This is a genomic window from Candidatus Villigracilis vicinus (genome assembly GCF_016702885.1).
GTDB lineage: Bacteria > Chloroflexota > Anaerolineae > Anaerolineales > Villigracilaceae > Villigracilis > Villigracilis vicinus.
In genome coordinates this window covers 17489-36003 of record NZ_JADJDD010000026.1, presented here as the reverse complement: position 1 = coordinate 36003, position 18515 = coordinate 17489, and the positions used below count along the sequence as shown (strand labels likewise).

17 protein-coding genes are annotated in these 18515 nt (G+C 50.5%); 7 read left to right on the top strand and 10 right to left on the bottom strand.

All coding sequences use genetic code 11. The annotated features are described in order from the left end of the window. Positions 1-61: 61 nt before the first annotated feature. The gene (gene hemW, locus IPG80_RS18805) at positions 62-1291 is read left to right on the top strand and encodes a radical SAM family heme chaperone HemW (protein WP_345110255.1); all 1230 of its coding nucleotides are present in this window, start codon (positions 62-64) and stop codon (positions 1289-1291) included. On the opposite strand, the gene ppdK is transcribed toward hemW, so the two are convergent. Next, on the bottom strand, positions 1292-4123 hold the full coding sequence (gene ppdK, locus IPG80_RS18800; RefSeq protein ID WP_345110252.1) for a pyruvate, phosphate dikinase: 2832 nt from the start codon (positions 4121-4123) through the stop codon (positions 1292-1294). Between the two features lie 206 nt (positions 4124-4329). Here ppdK and IPG80_RS18795 point away from each other — a divergent pair, with 206 nt between their 5' ends. Then, positions 4330-4773, top strand: a complete 444-nt coding sequence (locus IPG80_RS18795) for a response regulator transcription factor (RefSeq protein WP_345110249.1) — start codon at positions 4330-4332, stop codon at positions 4771-4773. Positions 4774-4826: 53 nt separating this feature from the next. On the opposite strand, the gene IPG80_RS18790 is transcribed toward IPG80_RS18795, so the two are convergent. The 9 genes from IPG80_RS18790 to IPG80_RS18750 all read right to left on the bottom strand — a co-directional run bounded on the left by IPG80_RS18790 (position 4827) and on the right by IPG80_RS18750 (position 11133). Then, positions 4827-5591: an alpha/beta hydrolase gene (locus IPG80_RS18790; RefSeq protein WP_345110246.1), complete on the bottom strand. Its 765-nt coding sequence runs from the start codon at positions 5589-5591 to the stop codon at positions 4827-4829. An 8-nt stretch (positions 5592-5599) separates the two neighbouring features. After that, positions 5600-6136 (bottom strand): ribonuclease H-like domain-containing protein, encoded by a 537-nt coding sequence (locus tag IPG80_RS18785; protein WP_345110243.1) that lies wholly within the window; start codon positions 6134-6136, stop codon positions 5600-5602. Continuing rightward, complete coding sequence (locus IPG80_RS18780) at positions 6133-7803, bottom strand: HD domain-containing protein (RefSeq protein WP_345110240.1); 1671 nt, start codon at positions 7801-7803, stop codon at positions 6133-6135. Before IPG80_RS18780 ends, IPG80_RS18785 begins: the two co-directional genes overlap by 4 nt. Before the next feature lie 24 nt (positions 7804-7827). Beyond that, positions 7828-8385, bottom strand: coding sequence for a hypoxanthine phosphoribosyltransferase (gene hpt / locus IPG80_RS18775; protein ID WP_345110237.1), 558 nt, complete (start codon positions 8383-8385; stop codon positions 7828-7830). 92 nt (positions 8386-8477) lie between these two features. Further along, positions 8478-9047, bottom strand: coding sequence for a thymidine kinase (locus IPG80_RS18770; RefSeq protein WP_345110235.1), 570 nt, complete (start codon positions 9045-9047; stop codon positions 8478-8480). A 134-nt stretch (positions 9048-9181) separates the two neighbouring features. Continuing rightward, positions 9182-9700 carry a 50S ribosomal protein L31 gene (gene rpmE, locus IPG80_RS18765; RefSeq protein ID WP_345110232.1) on the bottom strand — a complete coding sequence of 173 codons (519 nt, stop codon included), beginning with the start codon at positions 9698-9700 and terminating at the stop codon, positions 9182-9184. Next, on the bottom strand, positions 9700-9960 hold the full coding sequence (rpmA, locus tag IPG80_RS18760) for a 50S ribosomal protein L27 (protein WP_345110230.1): 261 nt from the start codon (positions 9958-9960) through the stop codon (positions 9700-9702). The genes rpmE and rpmA overlap by 1 nt, the downstream gene beginning before the upstream one ends. 13 nt (positions 9961-9973) lie before the next feature. Continuing rightward, positions 9974-10426, bottom strand: coding sequence for a 50S ribosomal protein L21 (rplU, locus tag IPG80_RS18755; RefSeq protein ID WP_345110227.1), 453 nt, complete (start codon positions 10424-10426; stop codon positions 9974-9976). 230 nt (positions 10427-10656) lie between these two features. After that, a complete protein-coding gene (locus IPG80_RS18750; RefSeq protein WP_345110224.1) occupies positions 10657-11133 on the bottom strand; it encodes a hypothetical protein in 477 nt (158 codons plus the stop codon). Between the two features lie 149 nt (positions 11134-11282). Between IPG80_RS18750 and IPG80_RS18745 the strand changes: the two genes are divergently transcribed. The 5 genes from IPG80_RS18745 (at position 11283) to IPG80_RS18725 (ending at position 18513) form a co-directional block, all read left to right on the top strand. Beyond that, positions 11283-12131 carry a S49 family peptidase gene (locus IPG80_RS18745; RefSeq protein ID WP_345110222.1) on the top strand — a complete coding sequence of 283 codons (849 nt, stop codon included), beginning with the start codon at positions 11283-11285 and terminating at the stop codon, positions 12129-12131. Positions 12132-12140: 9 nt separating this feature from the next. After that, positions 12141-13592, top strand: a complete 1452-nt coding sequence (locus tag IPG80_RS18740) for a hypothetical protein (protein WP_345110219.1) — start codon at positions 12141-12143, stop codon at positions 13590-13592. Positions 13593-13673: 81 nt separating this feature from the next. Next, positions 13674-15770 carry a UvrD-helicase domain-containing protein gene (locus IPG80_RS18735; protein ID WP_345110217.1) on the top strand — a complete coding sequence of 699 codons (2097 nt, stop codon included), beginning with the start codon at positions 13674-13676 and terminating at the stop codon, positions 15768-15770. After that, positions 15767-17335: a glycosyltransferase family 39 protein gene (locus tag IPG80_RS18730; RefSeq protein WP_345110214.1), complete on the top strand. Its 1569-nt coding sequence runs from the start codon at positions 15767-15769 to the stop codon at positions 17333-17335. The genes IPG80_RS18735 and IPG80_RS18730 overlap by 4 nt, the downstream gene beginning before the upstream one ends. Further along, a complete protein-coding gene (locus IPG80_RS18725; protein WP_345110211.1) occupies positions 17332-18513 on the top strand; it encodes a hypothetical protein in 1182 nt (393 codons plus the stop codon). Before IPG80_RS18730 ends, IPG80_RS18725 begins: the two co-directional genes overlap by 4 nt. The last annotated feature ends 2 nt before the right edge of the window (positions 18514-18515 follow it).

The following is an 18515-nucleotide window of genomic DNA, read 5'->3' as shown; positions in this document are numbered from 1 at the left end:
TATACTCAAGCCCACCCAATCAACATGCCAGCATCATGGTGCAAGACTCTGAGCCTCAAACATGACACCCGACACTTCGATCTACCTCCACATTCCCTTCTGCAAACATCGCTGCGCCTACTGCGACTTTAACACCTACGCCGGGCAGGAGTCCCTGATCCCTGCCTATGTCAAAGCCCTCGTCAAAGAAATTCAATTCATTGGGAATCAAAAAAATCGAAGCATCGAATATTCGAATACTCGATATTCGACCATCTTCTTTGGAGGAGGAACCCCCTCGCTTCTATCTGGAACTCAATTTGCTTCAATCATGTCGGCTTTATCCTCCGCCTTCAGCATTTCCGCTGATGCAGAGGTGAGCATTGAAGCCAACCCCGGCACCATCTCACCCGAAAAGCTGGAGGCTATTCGCAAGGCAGGCATCAACCGCATCAGCTTTGGTGTGCAATCCTCAAACACCGAAGAACTGCGCATGCTCGAACGTTCACATGACTTTTTCACCGTGATCGAAGCCGTATCCACTGCCAGACGAGCCGGGTTCACCAACCTCAACCTCGACCTGATCTATGCCCTGCCCGAACAGACCCTGCAGTCCTGGCAGACCACCGTCCAACGCGTTCTGGAATTAGAACCCGAGCACATCTCCGCTTATGCACTCACCCTCGAACACGGCACCCCCTTCGGCAAATGGGCGAACAAGGGCATCCTGCCCCTCCCCGACCCCGACCTTGCCGCCGATATGTACGAGTGGACGATGGACCATCTTGCAGACAATGGATATGTGCAATATGAAATATCGAATTGGGCAAAAACTGTGAACCCGCTCTCAGCTTTTAGCGATCAGCCGACCTATGCTTGCAGACATAATTTACAATACTGGCATTCCCTGCCCTATCTCGGTCTTGGTGCAGGCGCACATGGCTATGCAGGCGGGTATCGTTATTCCAATGCCCTAAGAATAAAAACCTATATTGACCGCTTAATAAATTACCAATCATCAGTTACCACCTACCCTCTAACTCCCGCCACTGTCAACCACCACAAACAGACACGCAAAGACGACATCTCCGATTACATGATCAATAATTTACGGCTGGTACAAGCCGGTATTGCTGATGCAGATTTCAGATCAAGATTCGGAAGCGGGCTTGCGGATGTCTTCCCAAAAGAGATCGAGGAACTCGTCCGCAACGGTCTCATAGAAAAAAAGACCTCCGATGGCTCGGAGGTCTTCAGGCTTACGAAACGCGGAAGGCTATTGGGAAATCAAGTCTTCCTGCGATTTGTTTAACTACTTCTTCTTGGCAACTTTCTTTACAGCTTTTTTCACAACCTTCTTGACCGGTTTCTTGGCAGCGGGTTTCTTGGTCACTGCCTTTTTCACAGGCATGTGATTCAATGCGGCATGTGCGGCAGCAAGACGTGCAACCGGCACGCGGAACGGGGAGCAAGAGACATAGTTGTTACCGATCATATGGCACCACTCAATGGACTCGGGATCACCACCGTGTTCACCGCAGATACCCACTTCAAGTTCAGGGCGGGCAGCGCGACCTTCAAAAATCGCGTTCTTCATCAGTTTCCCCACGCCATTGCGGTCCAAGGTCTGGAATGGGTTCTTGACAAGGATGCCTTCTTGAACATAAGTGATAAGGAAGTTACGCTCAGCATCATCACGCGAATAACCGAAGGTCATTTGGGTGAGGTCGTTGGTACCAAAGGAGAAGAACTGTGCCTTGGTGGCAATATGGTCGGCAGTCACTGCCGCGCGCGGAATCTCGATCATGGTTCCGAACTTATACGCGAACTTGACTTTCTTCTCGCTCATCACAGCTTTGCCGATGCGTTCGAGGCGCGGCTGGATCCATTCGAGTTCTTTTACGGTTCCGGTAAGCGGGATCATGATCTCCGGTTTGACCTTGACGCCGCGCAAGGTGCAATCAGCAGCAGCTTCAAAGATGGCGCGGACCTGCATCTCCACGATTTCAGGCATCGAGATGCTCAAACGCACACCACGCAGACCCATCATCGGGTTGGATTCGTGCATACCCTTGACGGCAGCAAGTAATTTTTCCTTTTCTTCCAAACCTTCAGTTTCACCTTTGACATGCATGGTGATGACTTCTTCCATGAGTTTTTCTTCATCAGGCATAAACTCATGCAAAGGCGGGTCGATCAAGCGGATGATGACAGGGAATCCATCCATCGCTTCAAAGAGACCATCAAAGTCCTTGCGCTGATGCGGCAGGAGCAAATTGAGGGCATCTGTGCGGGCTTCACTAGATTCAGCAAGGATCATGCGCTGTACAATGGGCAGGCGTTCCGGTTCAAAGAACATGTGCTCGGTGCGGCACAAGCCAATACCCACGGCTCCATAAGAACGGGCGCGGCGGGCATCCTTAGGATAATCAGCATTTGCCCAAACTTGTAAACCGCGGGTCGGATAACCAGGTCTTACTTCTTCGCGAACATTTTTGCGCGCAGAAATTTCATCTGCCCACTTGAGCAAGGTCATCAATTCTTTTTGTTCTTCAAGCGAAGGTTCAGAGGTCGGGATCTTGCCAGCAAAGACTTTACCGGTTGTCCCATCTACTGAAATCCAATCGCCTTCATTCAAGACGGTTTCGCCCACATGCATAACGCGTTTCTCAAGATCGATCTTGATGGCAGAAGCACCCACCACACAAGGAATGCCAAACTGACGCGCCACAACCGCCGCATGGGAGGTCGCGCCACCTTCGCTGGTCAGCACGCCTTTGGCAGCGATCATGCCGTGAACATCATCCGGCTTGGTGAATGGGCGCACCATGATGGTGTCCTGTTTATGTTCTTTTGCATATTGTTCAGCTTTGTCAGCATCAAAATAGATCTGCCCAACCGCTGCACCAGGAGAAGCGTTTACGCCCTTGGCAAGGAACTTGCCTTCTTTCTCAGCCAGATTCATGGCGGCATCATCGAACTGCGGATGGAGCAAAGCATCCACCTGATCCGGAGTGACTCGCTGAACTGCCTGGTCACGAGTGATCAAGCCTTCATTTGCCATATCCACGGCGATCTTCACAGCTGCTTTGGCAGTGCGTTTCCCCACACGGGTTTGAAGCATCCACAACGTTCCACGCTCGATCGTGAATTCAACATCCTGCATATCGGTATAGTGCTTTTCAAGGCGGGCAGTGATTTCCATGAACTGCTTATAAGCCTTGGGCATATATTTCTTGAGGTTCGCAACCTCATCCGCATTACGGATGCCAGCCACCACATCTTCACCCTGCGCATTGAGCAGGTACTCACCCATCATCACCTTTTCGCCGGTGGAGGGGTTGCGGGTGAATGCCACACCAGTGGCACAATCATCGCCCATGTTACCAAATACCATCGTACAAATATTGACGGCGGTTCCAAGGGTATCGGAGATACCTTCTTTACGGCGGTAAGCCACTGCGCGTTTGCCATTCCATGACTTGAAGACCGCTTCCGTTGCTAATGCTAATTGTTTATTGGGATCTTGCGGGAATTCCTGACCACATGCCTGCTTATATGCTTCTTTGTAGATACCTACAACTTCTTTCCAGTCTTCCGCCCTCATTTCGATATCTAGTTTATAACCCTTCTTTTCTTTGAAACTCGCGAGTGGATGTTCAAAAGCTTCGTCTTCGATATCCATCACCACGGTTCCAAACATTTCAACGAGACGGCGGTACGAGTCCCACACGAAACGATCATTGCCTGTCTCTTTGATCATACCTTCCGCCACCACATCGGTCAGACCGATATTAAGGATGGTATTCATCATGCCTGGCATTGAGAATTTTGCACCGGAACGGCATGAAACCAACAAAGGATTCTTTTTGTCGCCAAATTTCTTGCCGGTCTTCTTTTCGATCGCTTTCAATGCAGTGAGTTCCTGTTCCCATAACCCTGCGGGGAACTTACCAGCTTTTTGATACGCATTGCAAGCTTCCGTCGTCACCGTAAAGAACGGGGGGACGGGTACATTCGCACGGGTCATATCCATCAACCCGGCACCCTTGCCGCCTACGATGGATTTGACACCATCCCAGGAACCACCGGCGCGTTTTTCAACTTCTTTCACTTCATTATAGAGATAAACCCATTTTGACATTACAGCCTCCTGATCGAGTAAATATTTTTCAATGTAAATTTTGATTGTGAAATATTGTACCAAAAACAGTCCAATTCGCACCTGACAAATATCATGCTATAGGTGGATTTCAATCAGTGAATCAGACAAGATGTAATAAAATCAACCTGTTAATGAACTGCAAAGTGCGTAAATCCATAAATCAGCGATAATGTTTCTAGAATACTATGACACCTACAGCAAAAATTCTAGTGATCGATGACGATACAGCCATCACCGAATTGATGAGCATGCTTCTAAAAACCTTCGGGTTTGAAGTTCTTACCACCAATATCGGCGAAGAGGGGATTCGGCTCGCACGAGAAGCCAATCCAAATGTCATCCTGCTTGACCTGATGATGCCCGATTTGGACGGGTGGCAGGTCTGCAAGGCAATCCGCCAGACTAGCACCGTTCCAATCTTGATTCTCTCTGCAATCAACGATCCACGCATGGTTGCAAGCGTTCTCGATGTTGGCGCAGACGATTTCCTCGTCAAGCCTGTTCCAAGTGGCGTTCTGGTAGCTAATATCAAGAAATTGATCCGGCGCAATACTGGTGCGCTGGATGTTTCCAAGTTAAAAAAAACAACTCCTTTCATCCAGACGAATAACCAACCGCTTCTCTCCTAACCGGAAGTTGTCTCGACAAACGAAAAGCCCATCCAATTAGATGGGCTTTTCGTTTATTTGAGCTGTTTCAACGCCTCGGCAGTTTTTTCGGCAAATTCCATCATTGGCATATGTCCGGCACCTGCAAGTTCGACCAAGTGAGCTGACGGGTTCAATAATTTGATTTCGCGTGCACGATCTATTGGGATTAGTTCATCGGCATTGCCATGAAGGAGTACCAATGGCAGATTGAAGGAAGCTAAAAAGGAAGTCAGATCTTCCCGTTCCGCCATTGCCTTTAGAGCACCTGTCACCCCTGCCGCGCTTTGCTGTCCGATCAGTAATTTAATAACATCGCGCACTTTCTGGTTTTTGGTCAGTTTATCCGTCATCGCTGCAGCAACGATCTGAACGCCCTTTGCATCCACCTCCTCCGCTGTCTTATACCTGCCTTCTTTCCGTTCGGGAGAGTCGCCAGCCGCCTGCGAAGAAACCAATGCCAGTCCGTGAACGCGGTTTGGAAATGCTTTGGCAAATGCAAGTGCAACATAACCGCCCATGGAATGCCCAGCCAATGCCGCCTTTTCGACCCCAAGTCCATCAAGTAAAGCTGCGAGGTCGTTGGCAATGTCGGTCATCGAATATGATGCTTCTATTACAGTTGAGCCGCCAAACCCGCGCACATCGGGCACAATGAGGTCAAAATCTTTCTGAAGCAGGGGTACAACATCTTCCCAAATGGAATGATCCAAAGGATAACCATGGATCAGCACCAGCGGCGTTCCTTTGCCTCGCCGAATGTATGCCAGCTGAGCTCCATTAATAGTTATTTTATTCATGCCAGCTCCTATTTCCACTTTACGACAGACTTTAATTTGCTCCCCAGTTTAGATTTGTAATAAACAAAACCATTATCCCGCCCAAATTCAAACACACGCCGGGTGATATCCACATCTGCTTTGCAATATTCAGCGACTTTATCCAACTCACCTTTGCGGAACCATTCCACAGATTGGATACCATCTGCAGTTTTCGCTGCACCCAGTGAAGCACCCGCCAGATTATCAAGACCAACCCGAAAACCAAGATTTTTCTGCAAATCCAGCATCATATCCAGGGTCGGGATCGAGGCAAGGCGTACCTGCGGCGCATAGGGTTGAAGTACCTTGTAATCAAATTGAAGCAGGTTAAATCCGATCACTTTGGTTGCCGACCGCAACTCCGCCAAAAGAGCGCTTACATCCTGCTCCCAATATACAGAAAAGTCATTCTTTGCCGTCGAAAATGTGACGGCACAAGCCAATTTCAATTTTTCAATGTTATCGCGTCCGCCGACATCATCGAATAGATTCTGGGTTTCAAGGTCAAAGAATACATAATTCATAGTTCACCGGTACCTTTGGCAAGTTCTTCTCGGGCAAATGCCAATGCCTGCTCCCTATCAATGATCTTACCAGCCGCTTGATTCTCACGGATCGCCTCGAGCAGCTGCCCCACGAAACGCCCAGGTTTGAGATCCAATTCCTGCATAAGGTCATTGCCATTCAAAAGGCGCGGTGGGTTGACCACTTCTTCGGGATGTTCCCAATAATTCTCAAGCAAGATCCGCGCAACATCAAGGTATGCCGTCCAGGTGTCCTGAGAAAGGTCATTGCCTTTGGTGCCGCGCACATCGGCAAGTGCAAGCAAAACCAGATCCACGCCTGCTGCACCGCTATCGCGGAAAAAGCGATAAACCGCTTTACGGGAAGGCGGTTGTTTTTCTTTTTCCAAACGATCCGCAAAGAAGTGAATACGCATGTGATGAGTAACGATCTTATGCAGTCGTTCCACTTCGTCATTACTTAAATTGAAAGAACGGGCGCGTTCAGCGGTCACGTCGGCACCTTTGACGTCATGGTCAAAGAAACGGATTCGTCCGTTCTCATCGATAGTCTTTGTGTCCGGCTTGCAAATATCATGATATAGCGCGGCAAAGAACAAAAGCGAACGGTGTGAACGGTTGGGGTTTAGTGCAGCAGCAAAATGTTTTGCAAACTGTTCACGATAACGTCCGATCTTTAAACTGACCAAGCCCATGAACATATCACTGGTCTTTTCGGGGTCAAAATCGAGCCGCAAGGATGTAGTCAATAGATAATCAAGTTGGTCAAGCACTGTAAGCGTATGCGTCCAAACATCATGAATATGTGGAGGAGATTGAGAAACGCCCTTCATTTTCAACAGTTCGGGCGTAAGGTGTTGTAAAACACCAAGCATCTCCAACGCACGAACGGACGCGCTGGCTTTGGGTCCGCCAAGCATTTTAAAGACCTCATCACGCAGGCGCTCCACTGAGACGTTGCCAATGGTACCGGCGGCTTGTTTCATTAACTCGCGGGTGTTCTTGTCAATGGTGAATCCAAATGCGGCTGCCTGCCTCACCGCCCTCAGAATACGAACGGGGTCGTGCAGTAGAGCATCGGGCGAGCAAGCTCGGATCACTTTGGCTCGGATATCGCTGCCGCCATTCAGCGGGTCAATGATAGTGGTATCGCGCAGGTTCAATGCCATGGCATTGATGGTAAAGTCGCGGTCACGCAGGTCTTCTTCAAGCGTCGCACCGCGGTAGGTGGCAAAATCCAGGTAAAGCAGATTTTCATTTTCATTGGAAATAATGACGCGACCTGTGTCACGCTCATCATCCAAAACCATGAAATCGGCTTTTAAAGCATTGGCAATGATTCGGGCGAGGGAAATTCCACTCGAAGGCAGAGCAAAGTCAAAATCGGGCGAGAGGCGGTTGGTCAACAAGTCGCGCACAGCGCCACCGACAAGATACACCTCCACATCGGGTGGGAGTACATCGATTATTTTTTTCAATAAAGGCGGGAAGTTAAATGGAACGGACATGAAACGGATCTCTGGTCTTTCTTTATATCGACTGGCTTGCGAAGCAAGCAGTGCCTGTTCGGGCGTGCCGCCTTGTGCAACAACACGTCCACGTACAAGGGCAACCCAACGCCCGGAATAAGGTGAGTATGTTGTGGTGTTGGTTTCTTCTGTGGTCATTGCATCCCCCTACCAACCGGGCATTTATTCGGCAGGCTTGTATTTATTCAGATCGACGACACCGACAAAAGTTAAATTGCGATGATACTCATCGAGGTCAAGTCCATAGCCGTAGACGAATTTATTGGGGATGGAAAAGCCAAGGTAATCAATGGGGACATGCGCTTCACGGCGTTCGGGTTTATCAAGCAGGGCGCAGACCTTGAGTGACTTGGGTTGACGCGTTCCCAGCATTTGCAGGACAGCAGCAATGGTATGCCCACTATCAACGATATCTTCAACGAGCACCACATTATGATCGCGAATATCCATTTGCAGATCAAGGGTGACGCGGGCAGAACCAGTAGATTCGCGTTTGCCGATACCATAGGACGAGACCGCCATGAAATCCATCATATGCGGGACGGTGATATGCCTGCTCAGATCCACTAAGAAGGGCACTGCGCCGCGTAAAATACAGATCAAGAGCAGGTCTTGACCGTGATAGTCGGCGCTGATCTGTTTACCCAATTCGGCAACACGCTTTTGAAGGGTATCTGAATCAATGAGGGTTTCTGCGAGAACGTCCTGATAGTTTTGCATGAAAGTAGTTCCTTAGTCCGTGAGTTCCATTGTTAATTAGTTTACATCAAAATCCATCATTAATACGCAACCATTAACTACTAGACCAAAATTTATCTCGGGACTTCGTGGTGTTTGCGGCAGCGGGCTTCATACAATTCAGAAGCACCAACAATGACGACCGGCTCATCGTAGCGGGCGGGCTTTCCGTTCACAAGTCTTTGGGTGCGCGAAGCATCGTCACCGCAGACCATGCAAATGGCGTGAAGTTTCAACACAACTTCGGCTTTTGCCATCAACTCAGGCATTGCTCCAAAAGGCTCGCCGCGAAAATCCATATCCAGCCCGGCGGCAATGACACGGATCCCTTGTTCAGCCAGAGTCTGTGCAATGGTCACGATCTCAGGGTCGAAGAACTGCACTTCGTCCAAACCGACCACAGTCGTATCTTTTTCGAGCCGGGCTGGAATTTCGGACGCCTTCTGAACAGGGATGGCACTGAATGTCGAACCGGTGTGCGAAGCGACTTTCTCAATCGCATATCGAATGTCAATGGCGGGTTTGAATACCTGTACCTTTTGCTTTGCAATGGTTGCCCGCACCAAGCGTCGGATCAATTCATCCGTTTTGCCGCTAAACATCGAACCACAGACAACTTCGATCATACCCTGCGTGTGCATCATTGAAACTCTCCTCCCCCTCCGATCGGGGATCTGCTAATGGGATTTATTATAAAAACAGGCAGACGCTTTTGCATCTGCCTGTTTAGTTTAACTGATAATGAGCGGGCTGACAAAGCGTCGCCCCAACAGCAGAACTACTCGCCTGCTTCGGGGGTTTCAGTTGCCTTTTCGGCTTTTTCAGCCTTCTCAACCTTGGGCGGTTCGGGAAGTTCGATCTCGAGGGAGCGCAGTTTCTTCTTGGCAGCCGTCAAAGCAGACTGACCGAAACCATTGATTGCCAGAAGAGCAGCATCGCCTTCTGCAAACTTCTCAACCAGCTGACCAATGTTCAAAACACCAGCACGCTTGAGACCATCTGTAGCGCGGGGGGTCAAGCCGAGATCGTCCACTGAACGATTGGAAATGTTGGTGGATTCTTCGCGAGCTTTCTGGTCTTCCACATAGTTCTGGCGGGCAGAGAGCTTCTTATAGAAGCGATCCACCTGACCTTCCACATCGAGAAGCTTGGCAGATTCGCCGGTGTAGAAAGGATGGCAGTTGGAACACACGTCGATGCGCAGTTCCTTGCTGGTGGATGTGGTTACCCAGGTGGTACCGCAGGAAGCGCAGGTCACCTTGGCATCAAAAACCTTGGGATGGATATCAGTCTTCATTATTCCGCCTCAACAGGAACGATGTTGACGCGTTTGCGTCCATGAAACACATCGAACATCACCACGCCGTCTGCAACCGCAAACAACGTATCATCCTTACCGACCATCACATTGATGCCGGGCTTGATCTTGGTTCCACGCTGGCGAACCAAAACATTGCCGGAAAGCACGAACTGACCGGCATAGCGCTTGACACCCAAGCGCTGGGAATTGCTGTCTCTACCGTTGCGGGTTGAACCGCCACCTGTTTTATGAGCCATTGTCTACCTACCTTTACTTCTTTTCGGACTTTTTGGTTGAGGTGGATTTCTTAGCAGTGGAAGGCTTCTTCTCTGCCGCTTCTTTCTCAGCCTTGGCGGGTTTTTCAGCTTTAGCCTTTGGCTTCGCTTCAGCCTTTGCAGGCTTGTCACCCGGCTTGCCGATGAAATCGATCATCAAACGGGTGTAGTGAGCGCGGTTCCCGCCACGAACGCGGATGCGTTTCTTCGGGCGATACTTAAAGGAAAGAACCTTGGGTCCCTTGATGTGATCCACCACAGTGACAGACACAACGATGCCGCTGACAGTGGGAGTACCCACCGAAACCGCATCACCATCTGCCATGAGCAGAACGCGCTCAATATCGAACGAGTTGCCTACTTCATGGGCGAGGCGATCCACGTCGACCGTGGTGCCTTCGACGGCACGATATTGCTTGCCGCCGCTTTCAACGATTGCAAATTTCATTTTTTATTTTCTCCAGTCATTCACTTCGCCGAGAAAGTTTGCGGGGATCTTGCACCCTTCGCCCACTTTTGGGGAAGCTGGGGTTGTAAACAAACAACTACCCCGGAATTTGACCTCCGGGGTGGAAGCGGACGATATTATACATGTAAAAATGCGGACTTGTCAACGAGTTTTCGGCATGGAGTCCAGATAGGCTTGCCAGGGCAGGTTGAAGGTCTGGGAGGATGCGATTACACCTTGGGGATGATGGATGTAATGGTTTTGGTTACCGCCTGCAATTGACCCGCATGCGCCTTTAACTTGTTGGCGTCGCCGGTCTTCAAGCCCGCGTTGACGTCGGTAATGGTCTTGGTGGTGGCGGCTTCGTTATCGATGATCTTCTGCGTCAGGCTTTCGAGGTTGACCAGCATCTGCATTACATTCTTGGGGATGAGGGGCAGATTCTTGAGGATGGGTAGAAGTACATCCAGGATCTGGTTGGCGGTGCGGGCGTACTTAACCGTCAGAGTATGCAGCGAACCGATGGAAGAGGTCAACTCGATGGCAACCTCCTGGATCGAGTCGATCATTTCCTTGTGCTGTTCAATGATCTTGGATATATCGGTGATCGAGGCGGTTAATTTATCAGAGAACTTAACGTAAGAGCCGGAAGCGGCTTTGGACGCTGTGGAACCGCTCTTGGCAGTACCTTTGATCGGGGTGGGCATGGGATTACCTCCAGTGAAAGAATGTGAAGCCGCCAATGCGGCAGATGAACCATAATATACATTAATTCGTTTCGTAAAACAACCTTGTTGACAAAGGCTGTTTTCTCGTATATGCTCATGACGTATTCCAACAAGTAGAGGAGATGACCATGAGCGATGCGGATGCACGTTGGGAAAGAATTCGGAACATGCTGCTCTGGCTGGTAACCCCATTGATCGCGGGGTTGCTGCTGGCTTCGGCTGTGCCGCAGCCTGTTGTGGGGGTGATCCGGCTTGAAGATGCCATTTACACGTATTCAGCCCAGAACACGATCAAGCAGATCCACTACGCCATTGACCACCCTGAAATTCGCGCAGTGGTATTGGTGATCGACAGCCCCGGCGGAACTGTAGTCGATACAGAATCGATCTATATGGAACTCACCCGCCTGCGCGAGAAGAAACCAGTAGTGACGGTGGTGAACGGCATGTCTGCCAGCGGCGGATATTATCTCTCTGTGAATACTGACTACATTTTTGCCAAGTCGGCTTCCATGGTTGGTAATATCGGTGTGATCGGCTACCTGCCCCCTGCCCCCTTTGTGATCGAAGACATCATCACGACCGGTCCTTACAAGTTATGGGGCGCACCACGTGATTCGGACATGCGTCAGGTGGACATGATGCGGCAAGGCTTTTTCGAAGCGGTCAAACTTGGGCGCGGAGACAAGCTCAAAGGCAGCGATGCCGAGATCTTCAGCGGACAGATCTGGTCTGGCATGGATGCGATCCGACTGGGGATCATCGATGCATTCGGTACTGAAGACGATGCTGCAAAGAAAGCCGCCGACCTTGCCAACATTGCCAATTATGAAGTTCTCGACCTGGCAGGACCAGCAGGTGTTGACCTGTATGGCGGTCTCTTCTTCATTCAAAGCCCGGATGGCATGACCCTGCCCTATCCAAAAGAATCGGGGTTCTACATGTTGTACATTCCACCCTTGCCGGTAAAACAATAGGAGGATGACATGAAACGACAAAACCTTATCATTGCGCTTGTCCTTTTACTTCTTCCTATCCTTGCGCGCATCTTGTGGTTCTACCCCGGCTTTCCGCCGGCACGGACTGAGATCGCCACCCCTGACTTCGCTTCCTTTACAAGACCGCAAGCAGCAGTTAGTACGCCTGATTTGGATAACATCCAGCAGCTTGGCGGGACAGTTCTGGTGGATGGCTATCACGGCAACCAATTCACGTTGAACGAGATCGATTCCCTAACGTCTGCCTTTCAAGCGCGCGGCGGTAAGACGGAAGTAGTCCTTGATGCCGTTTCGCTGGAAACACAGTTGAAATCTGCCAGCGCATTTGTAAGCGTTTCGCCCAGCGTAACCTTTACTGCATATGAAGCGCAGCTTCTCAAAGGCTTTACCGAACGCGGCGGCAAGATCCTCGTTTTTGCCGATGCGACCCGTTTCGCGCTATATTACGACTACGTCTCTGGCAACCCCATTGCTTATGGCGACTCCGTTGCAGCTAACTCGCTGTTAAACTTTTTTGATATCACCATTAACAACGATTATTTATACAACACCGCAAAGAACGAAGGTAACTTTCGCAATGTGTTATTCGATGAATTCGGCAAGAATGAGCTAACCTTTGGCTTGGGCGAAGTGGCTTTATACGGCGCGCGTTCAGTCGAGTCGACCTCAGGGTTGATCCTGCTCCAGGGCGCAGAGACCAACCTCTCGTCGCTGGATGACGCGCACGATCCCAACGCGGGCGGCGCGGCATTGAGTGCAGATGGTAATGTGGCAGTCTTCGGTGACTTCACATTCCTGTCTTCACCTTACAGTACATACACCGACAATGCGACCCTCATCCAAAATTTGGCTGATTTTGCCCTCTCGGGTAAACAAGTCGCCAGCCTCGAGCTCTTTCCGTATATATATTCAAATGATACAGTTCAGGTCTATATCGCACAGGATCTGACCAAGACATCCACGATCGTGACCGCCTTGGGAAGCCTGCAAGCGACACTTCATTCCCTGAATCTAACTGCGGAATTCATGGATAAAGCACCCTCATCAGGGGATACTCTCATCATCGGTTCTTTCGATACAGCAGAGGAATTAGATGCCTATTTGAAAAAAGCAGATGTGGAGATCAACAGCGATACGATCGACACATTGGCTTTTGGTCAAATCGTGCGCTCTGGCAACGGTATCATCCTGTTTGAAACTGGCAAGAAGGGCAACACCCTCGTCTTATTGGCAGATACAGAAGATGACATCGTCGCCTTGATGGGTATATTGAACTCAGGCACGCTCAGTTCTTGTCTAACAAGCGCGAATGTAGCGGTCTGCAGCGTTGGTTATAGCGATACCTCTTCCTTCGACAGTGGCACAGAAACATCCACTGAATCATCTACTGAATCGGGTACGGACGCCACACCTGAGGCATCCCCCACCCCCAGCGGATAAATGCAGAAATAAAGCCCCTGACCCTTCAAGGATCGGGGGCTTTTCATTGACAAAACCCCCGCGATAATTTACATTCGCTTCATGACTTCACTCAGCCTGAATCAGCGCCAGATCATTGAGTCGCCCCTTGACTCTCGTCTCTTTGTCTCCGGCATGGCGGGCACCGGCAAAACCACTGCCGGAGTTGAACGCATCCGCTTCCTGCTTGACCAGGGCGTGCCAGCCGACTCGATCCTTTTACTCACCCCGCAGCGAACTCTGCAAGAGCCTTACCTTGAGTTGCTTGAGAGTCCCACCCGCATGGCAGGCGGAGAAGTGACGCCCGCTACCATTGGTGGTTTGGCTCGGCGCATGTGTGACCTGTTCTGGTCATTCGCGGCAGAGGAAGCCGGGTTCGCTCGCCCGGAACAACCGCCCATCTTCCTTACCTTGGAAACGGCACAATATTACATGGCACATCTGGTGCGCCCAATGATCGAGGAACAGGGGTATTTTGACTCGGTCACTATTAATCGCAACCGCCTGTACTCACAGATCATCGACAACCTTAACAAGGCTGCCATTGTCGGGTTTCCACATACAGAGATCGGCGCCCGCTTGGATTCTGCCTGGTTCGGCGACCCTGCCCAAAGGCGTGTATATGCCGATGCACAGGAATGTGCTACTCTATTTCGGCAATACTGCCTCGATAACAACCTGCTGGATTTCTCTTTGCAGCTTGAAATTTTCAAAAATATCTTATGGCAGAACCCACAATCACGCAGCTATCTGACCCAGACGTATCGCCATCTCATCTATGACAATGTGGAAGAAGATATATCCTGTGCGCATGTCATCGTTCACGACTGGCTGCCGAACCTCGATTCAGCGCTCTTGATTTATGACCAGGCGGCAGGGTATCGAAAATTCCTGGGCGGCGACCCGGATAGCGGTTTGGGGTTGAGCGGCGATTGCGATATGGTCATCGAGTTGAATGAGTCCTTCGTCTCATCCGCAAATGTCATCCAGCTATCCAATGCGCTGATTTCTTCCATCACCAAACAGGAGGAGATCGATGCAACAGGAACTGAGTCTGCGATGGAATTTATCATGACGCATTTCCACCCTGAAATGTTGGATGTGCTCATTGCAAATATCCAGGCATTGATCGAGCAAGGCACACCGCCTGCAGAGATCGTCGTGCTTTCACCGTACTTGTCTGATTCGCTGCGCTTCTCGATCGCCGACCGTTTGGAAGCCGCCGGAATTCCCTGGCGCAGCAATCGCCCGTCACGCTCGCTGCGAGACGAACCCGCCAGCAAATCCTTATTGACGCTGTCCGCACTGGCACATCCGCACTGGAACGTCCGCCCGCCGAAATTCGATGTGGCGCATGCCCTGATGTTCACCTTAAACACCGACTTGATCCGCGCACAATTGTTGACCGAGATCATTTACGGTCAACGCGACCTGCGGCTCTCGAGCTTTGAGGAGATCAATGCTGACACCCAGGAACGCATCACCTATGCACTCGGTGCGCGCTACACCACGCTTCGTAATTGGATCGAAGAGTACCGTGCCAACGGTTCCCTGCCGCTTGATTTTTTCCTGCGCCGATTGTTTGGCGAGGTTGTTTCTCAACCTGAGTTTGGTTTCCATTCCAATCTTGATGCAGTCCGCATTGCGGCAAGTTTGATCGAATCGATCAAGAAATTCAGGAATGCCATGGACCCCATCAAAGACCAGTCCAATCTCGACCTCGGCATGGAATACATCACCATGCTCCAGGATGGAGTCATCGCCGCACAGTATCTTGAGTCGTGGCGCAGTGAAGACAAGAATGCCGTATTGGTCGCCCCCGCATATACCTTCCTGATGATGAACCGCCCCGCAACTTATCAATTCTGGCTCGATCCCGGCTCCGATGGCTGGTCGCAACGCGTCATCCAGCCCCTCACCCATCCCTACGTGCTTTCACGTTATTGGGACGCCTCCGCAGGGCGCGTCTGGTTGGATTCGGACGAAGTCGAAATGGAGATCGAAACCCTCACCCGCCTTACCGGCGGGCTATTGGCACGCTGCCGCGAAAAGATATTCCTCACCCTCTCAGACCTCGGCGCCGCGGGCTTCGAACAACGCGGAGTTCTGTTGCGGGCATTCCAAAAAGTATTAATAAACCAAACTCCTGCATCTGAATGAAACGAAACCCCATCACACAAGAAGATATCGGAATCCTTTTTCTGGCAGCCGCCATCCTCCTTGGCGGCTGGGTGCGTCTCTTTGCGCCGCTCACAGCCGGGTTCCCACTCAACGATGGCGGCATGTTCCTCATCATGATGGATGCGCTGAAAAACAATAATTTCATTTTGCCGGCATCCTTCCAATTTAATGGGCTTACCCTGCCATTTGCCTATCCGCCTCTCGGCTTCTATATTGGCAGTTGGCTTTCGCAGGCCTTTGGCATCGACCTCGTTTCCATTTTGCAATGGCAGCCCGCCATCGTGACCATCATTGCCATCCCCGCATTTTATTGGCTGGCACGTTCCATCTTTGAATCGAATTTTACAGCCGGGCTTGCAACGTTCATTTATGCCTTTACTCCGCGCGCCAGCAGTTGGGCAAACATGGGCGGCGGGCTGACGCGCAGCCTGGGGCTGGTTTTCCTTTTACTTGCCATCGCCAGTATTCTGCGTCTGTATAAAACGCAGGAAAAAAAATACCTCCCATTCGCGATCTTATTCAGTTCGTTAACCGTTCTCAGTCACCCTGAAGCCGCAGTTCATACCGCAGGAATCAGCCTGATCTTCTTCCTTTTCCACGGGCGCTCAAAATTGGGATGGAAGCACACACTCCTCATCGCTGCCGGGACGCTGCTCCTCACTTCGATGTGGTGGCTGCCCATCCTGCTGCGCTTCGGGCTCACCCCCTACCTGACAGCCAGCCAAACGGGCTTTCACTCCGCTGTTGCCTTGTTCCTTCCCTTCTTCCTTCCACTAACAGACGAACCACAAATGACCCTTATCGCCGTACTGGGACTCATCGGCTGGGTTTTTTCCATCGTAAAGAAACAGTACCTGCTCCCCATTCTGTATATCCTGCCGTATTTGACGGAACCACGCAGCGCACCTGTCTATGCTACGATTGCACTTGCCATGCTTACCGGATTCATACTTGTAGAGTTGATCCTCCCGGCGCTATCCAATCAACCTTTCCTCAAAAACAGACCCGCCCAGATTGTGCTCATATATCTTGTCTTGTATCTTTTCGGAAGCGCTGCATTTCTCAATGTTCAATTTGCAGGCAACGCTGTTTCCGAAGCGAATCGCACCGCCTTCGACTGGGTCCACACCAACCTGCCCGCCGATAGCCGCATCCTTGTGCTCACCGGCGAAACCGACACCTTTTGTGATGGCATCTCCGAATGGTTCCCTGCATTGACGGGGCGCATCAGCCCCACCACCGTGCAAGGAAGAGAATGGCTGCCAGGCTTCAATACGGCACTTGAACAACAACGTGACCTGCAAGCCTGTCTCAACTCTGAAAGCCCACTGGAGTGCATTGAAGAAAATACCCGGCTGCATCAGACCGAGTTCGAATATATCTATATCGCCAGGCAGTCTACGCTCAAACAATCGTGCCGTGTCACCAGTCCGCTTCTGCGAGGCGACGCGCTCATTACCGAGCTTTCCACCCATGCCGAATATCAGCCGGTTTATCAAACCAATGAAGTTCTCATCTTTACCCGCGAGCCGAAAACACCATGAACCGAAAAGAGATCATCACAGTCAGCCTTGTTTCCATCGCCGTCATCCTGTTGTTGGATCTGCTCACCAACTCACTGGATACCACCCGCAACGTCTGGGATTTTGTCTATTACATCTCCATGGCAAAGGATGGGCTCAACGCTGAACCGCTTGCCAGCCCATTCGCATACCGCTTCTTGATACCAGGACTCGTAAATCTGTTGTCTCGAACCGGTCTTTCCATCGAAAGCGGATTTAAACTCATTGCCTATATTGGCGCCTTTACCCAACTGACGGGTATTTTTCTATTTGTACGCTGGCTGGGCAGATCCAGCCGCGGCGCATGGATTGCTTTACTCGTTACGGCATTCTCCCTCTTTAATGTCAAGTTCCTTATCTTTGACCCCTTCCGCCCAGACCACCTTGCATATGCGCTTATTCTTTTGCAAACATACTTTGCGCTCAAGCGAAAATTCCTGCCCCTGCTTCTGCTAACCCTCATCGGCTCTATGCTGAGAGAGTTCACGCTCATTCCGATCTTCGCCTATATTTTCATGCTCACCCGTGAAAAAGTGGAACGCTCCATAATCATCCAGCAGGGCATCATCTCTCTTGTACTCATCCTGCTTGCCATGATCCTGCCGCGCATATGGATTCCCGTCACTGAAAGTTATCAGCTCATTGACTTAAGTGCGAACGGTCTGCTTTATGCCATTGTCCTGCCATTCATTCCCAGTTTCCCGGTCAATTTCATTTTTTCCATCCTCGCATATTTCCTGCCATTATTCCTGTTGGTAAGCCCCAAAGAAGTCAGGTTTGCTGTACAAGAATTGCCTGAAAGTCAGCGGTGGTATCTGGCTGGCTATACCATCCTTGTACTGTTATTATCTTTTTTTGGCGGGACCGATTACAACCGCTTCGCCACATTTCTTTTCCTGCCGCAGGTTATGCTGCTTGGCACCCTCGAAAACAAGGTTACAAATCAAAAGCTGATCATCGTTCTCGCCTGTCTCTTCATTTTCAACCGCCTGTGGATGTACTTCCCCGATTGGGACATTCAAACCTACCGCAACTTTTACGGCGGTTTTGCACTACAACTCAACATCCACACACTGTACCGCATCCTCGAACTTGCCGGGTTCATATTTATCGGTTACTTCCTTCACAGACGAGGCATCCTCAATAACTCACAAATGTAGGA

Coding starts and splice junctions, on each gene's coding strand:
- hemW (WP_345110255.1), top strand. CDS start 62: ATGACACCCGACACTTCGATCTACCTCCACATTCCCTTCTGCAAACAT.
- ppdK (WP_345110252.1), bottom strand. CDS start 4,123: ATGTCAAAATGGGTTTATCTCTATAATGAAGTGAAAGAAGTTGAAAAA.
- IPG80_RS18795 (WP_345110249.1), top strand. CDS start 4,330: ATGACACCTACAGCAAAAATTCTAGTGATCGATGACGATACAGCCATC.
- IPG80_RS18790 (WP_345110246.1), bottom strand. CDS start 5,591: ATGAATAAAATAACTATTAATGGAGCTCAGCTGGCATACATTCGGCGA.
- IPG80_RS18785 (WP_345110243.1), bottom strand. CDS start 6,136: ATGAATTATGTATTCTTTGACCTTGAAACCCAGAATCTATTCGATGAT.
- IPG80_RS18780 (WP_345110240.1), bottom strand. CDS start 7,803: ATGACCACAGAAGAAACCAACACCACAACATACTCACCTTATTCCGGG.
- hpt (WP_345110237.1), bottom strand. CDS start 8,385: ATGCAAAACTATCAGGACGTTCTCGCAGAAACCCTCATTGATTCAGAT.
- IPG80_RS18770 (WP_345110235.1), bottom strand. CDS start 9,047: ATGATGCACACGCAGGGTATGATCGAAGTTGTCTGTGGTTCGATGTTT.
- rpmE (WP_345110232.1), bottom strand. CDS start 9,700: ATGAAGACTGATATCCATCCCAAGGTTTTTGATGCCAAGGTGACCTGC.
- rpmA (WP_345110230.1), bottom strand. CDS start 9,960: ATGGCTCATAAAACAGGTGGCGGTTCAACCCGCAACGGTAGAGACAGC.
- rplU (WP_345110227.1), bottom strand. CDS start 10,426: ATGAAATTTGCAATCGTTGAAAGCGGCGGCAAGCAATATCGTGCCGTC.
- IPG80_RS18750 (WP_345110224.1), bottom strand. CDS start 11,133: ATGCCCACCCCGATCAAAGGTACTGCCAAGAGCGGTTCCACAGCGTCC.
- IPG80_RS18745 (WP_345110222.1), top strand. CDS start 11,283: ATGAGCGATGCGGATGCACGTTGGGAAAGAATTCGGAACATGCTGCTC.
- IPG80_RS18740 (WP_345110219.1), top strand. CDS start 12,141: ATGAAACGACAAAACCTTATCATTGCGCTTGTCCTTTTACTTCTTCCT.
- IPG80_RS18735 (WP_345110217.1), top strand. CDS start 13,674: ATGACTTCACTCAGCCTGAATCAGCGCCAGATCATTGAGTCGCCCCTT.
- IPG80_RS18730 (WP_345110214.1), top strand. CDS start 15,767: ATGAAACGAAACCCCATCACACAAGAAGATATCGGAATCCTTTTTCTG.
- IPG80_RS18725 (WP_345110211.1), top strand. CDS start 17,332: ATGAACCGAAAAGAGATCATCACAGTCAGCCTTGTTTCCATCGCCGTC.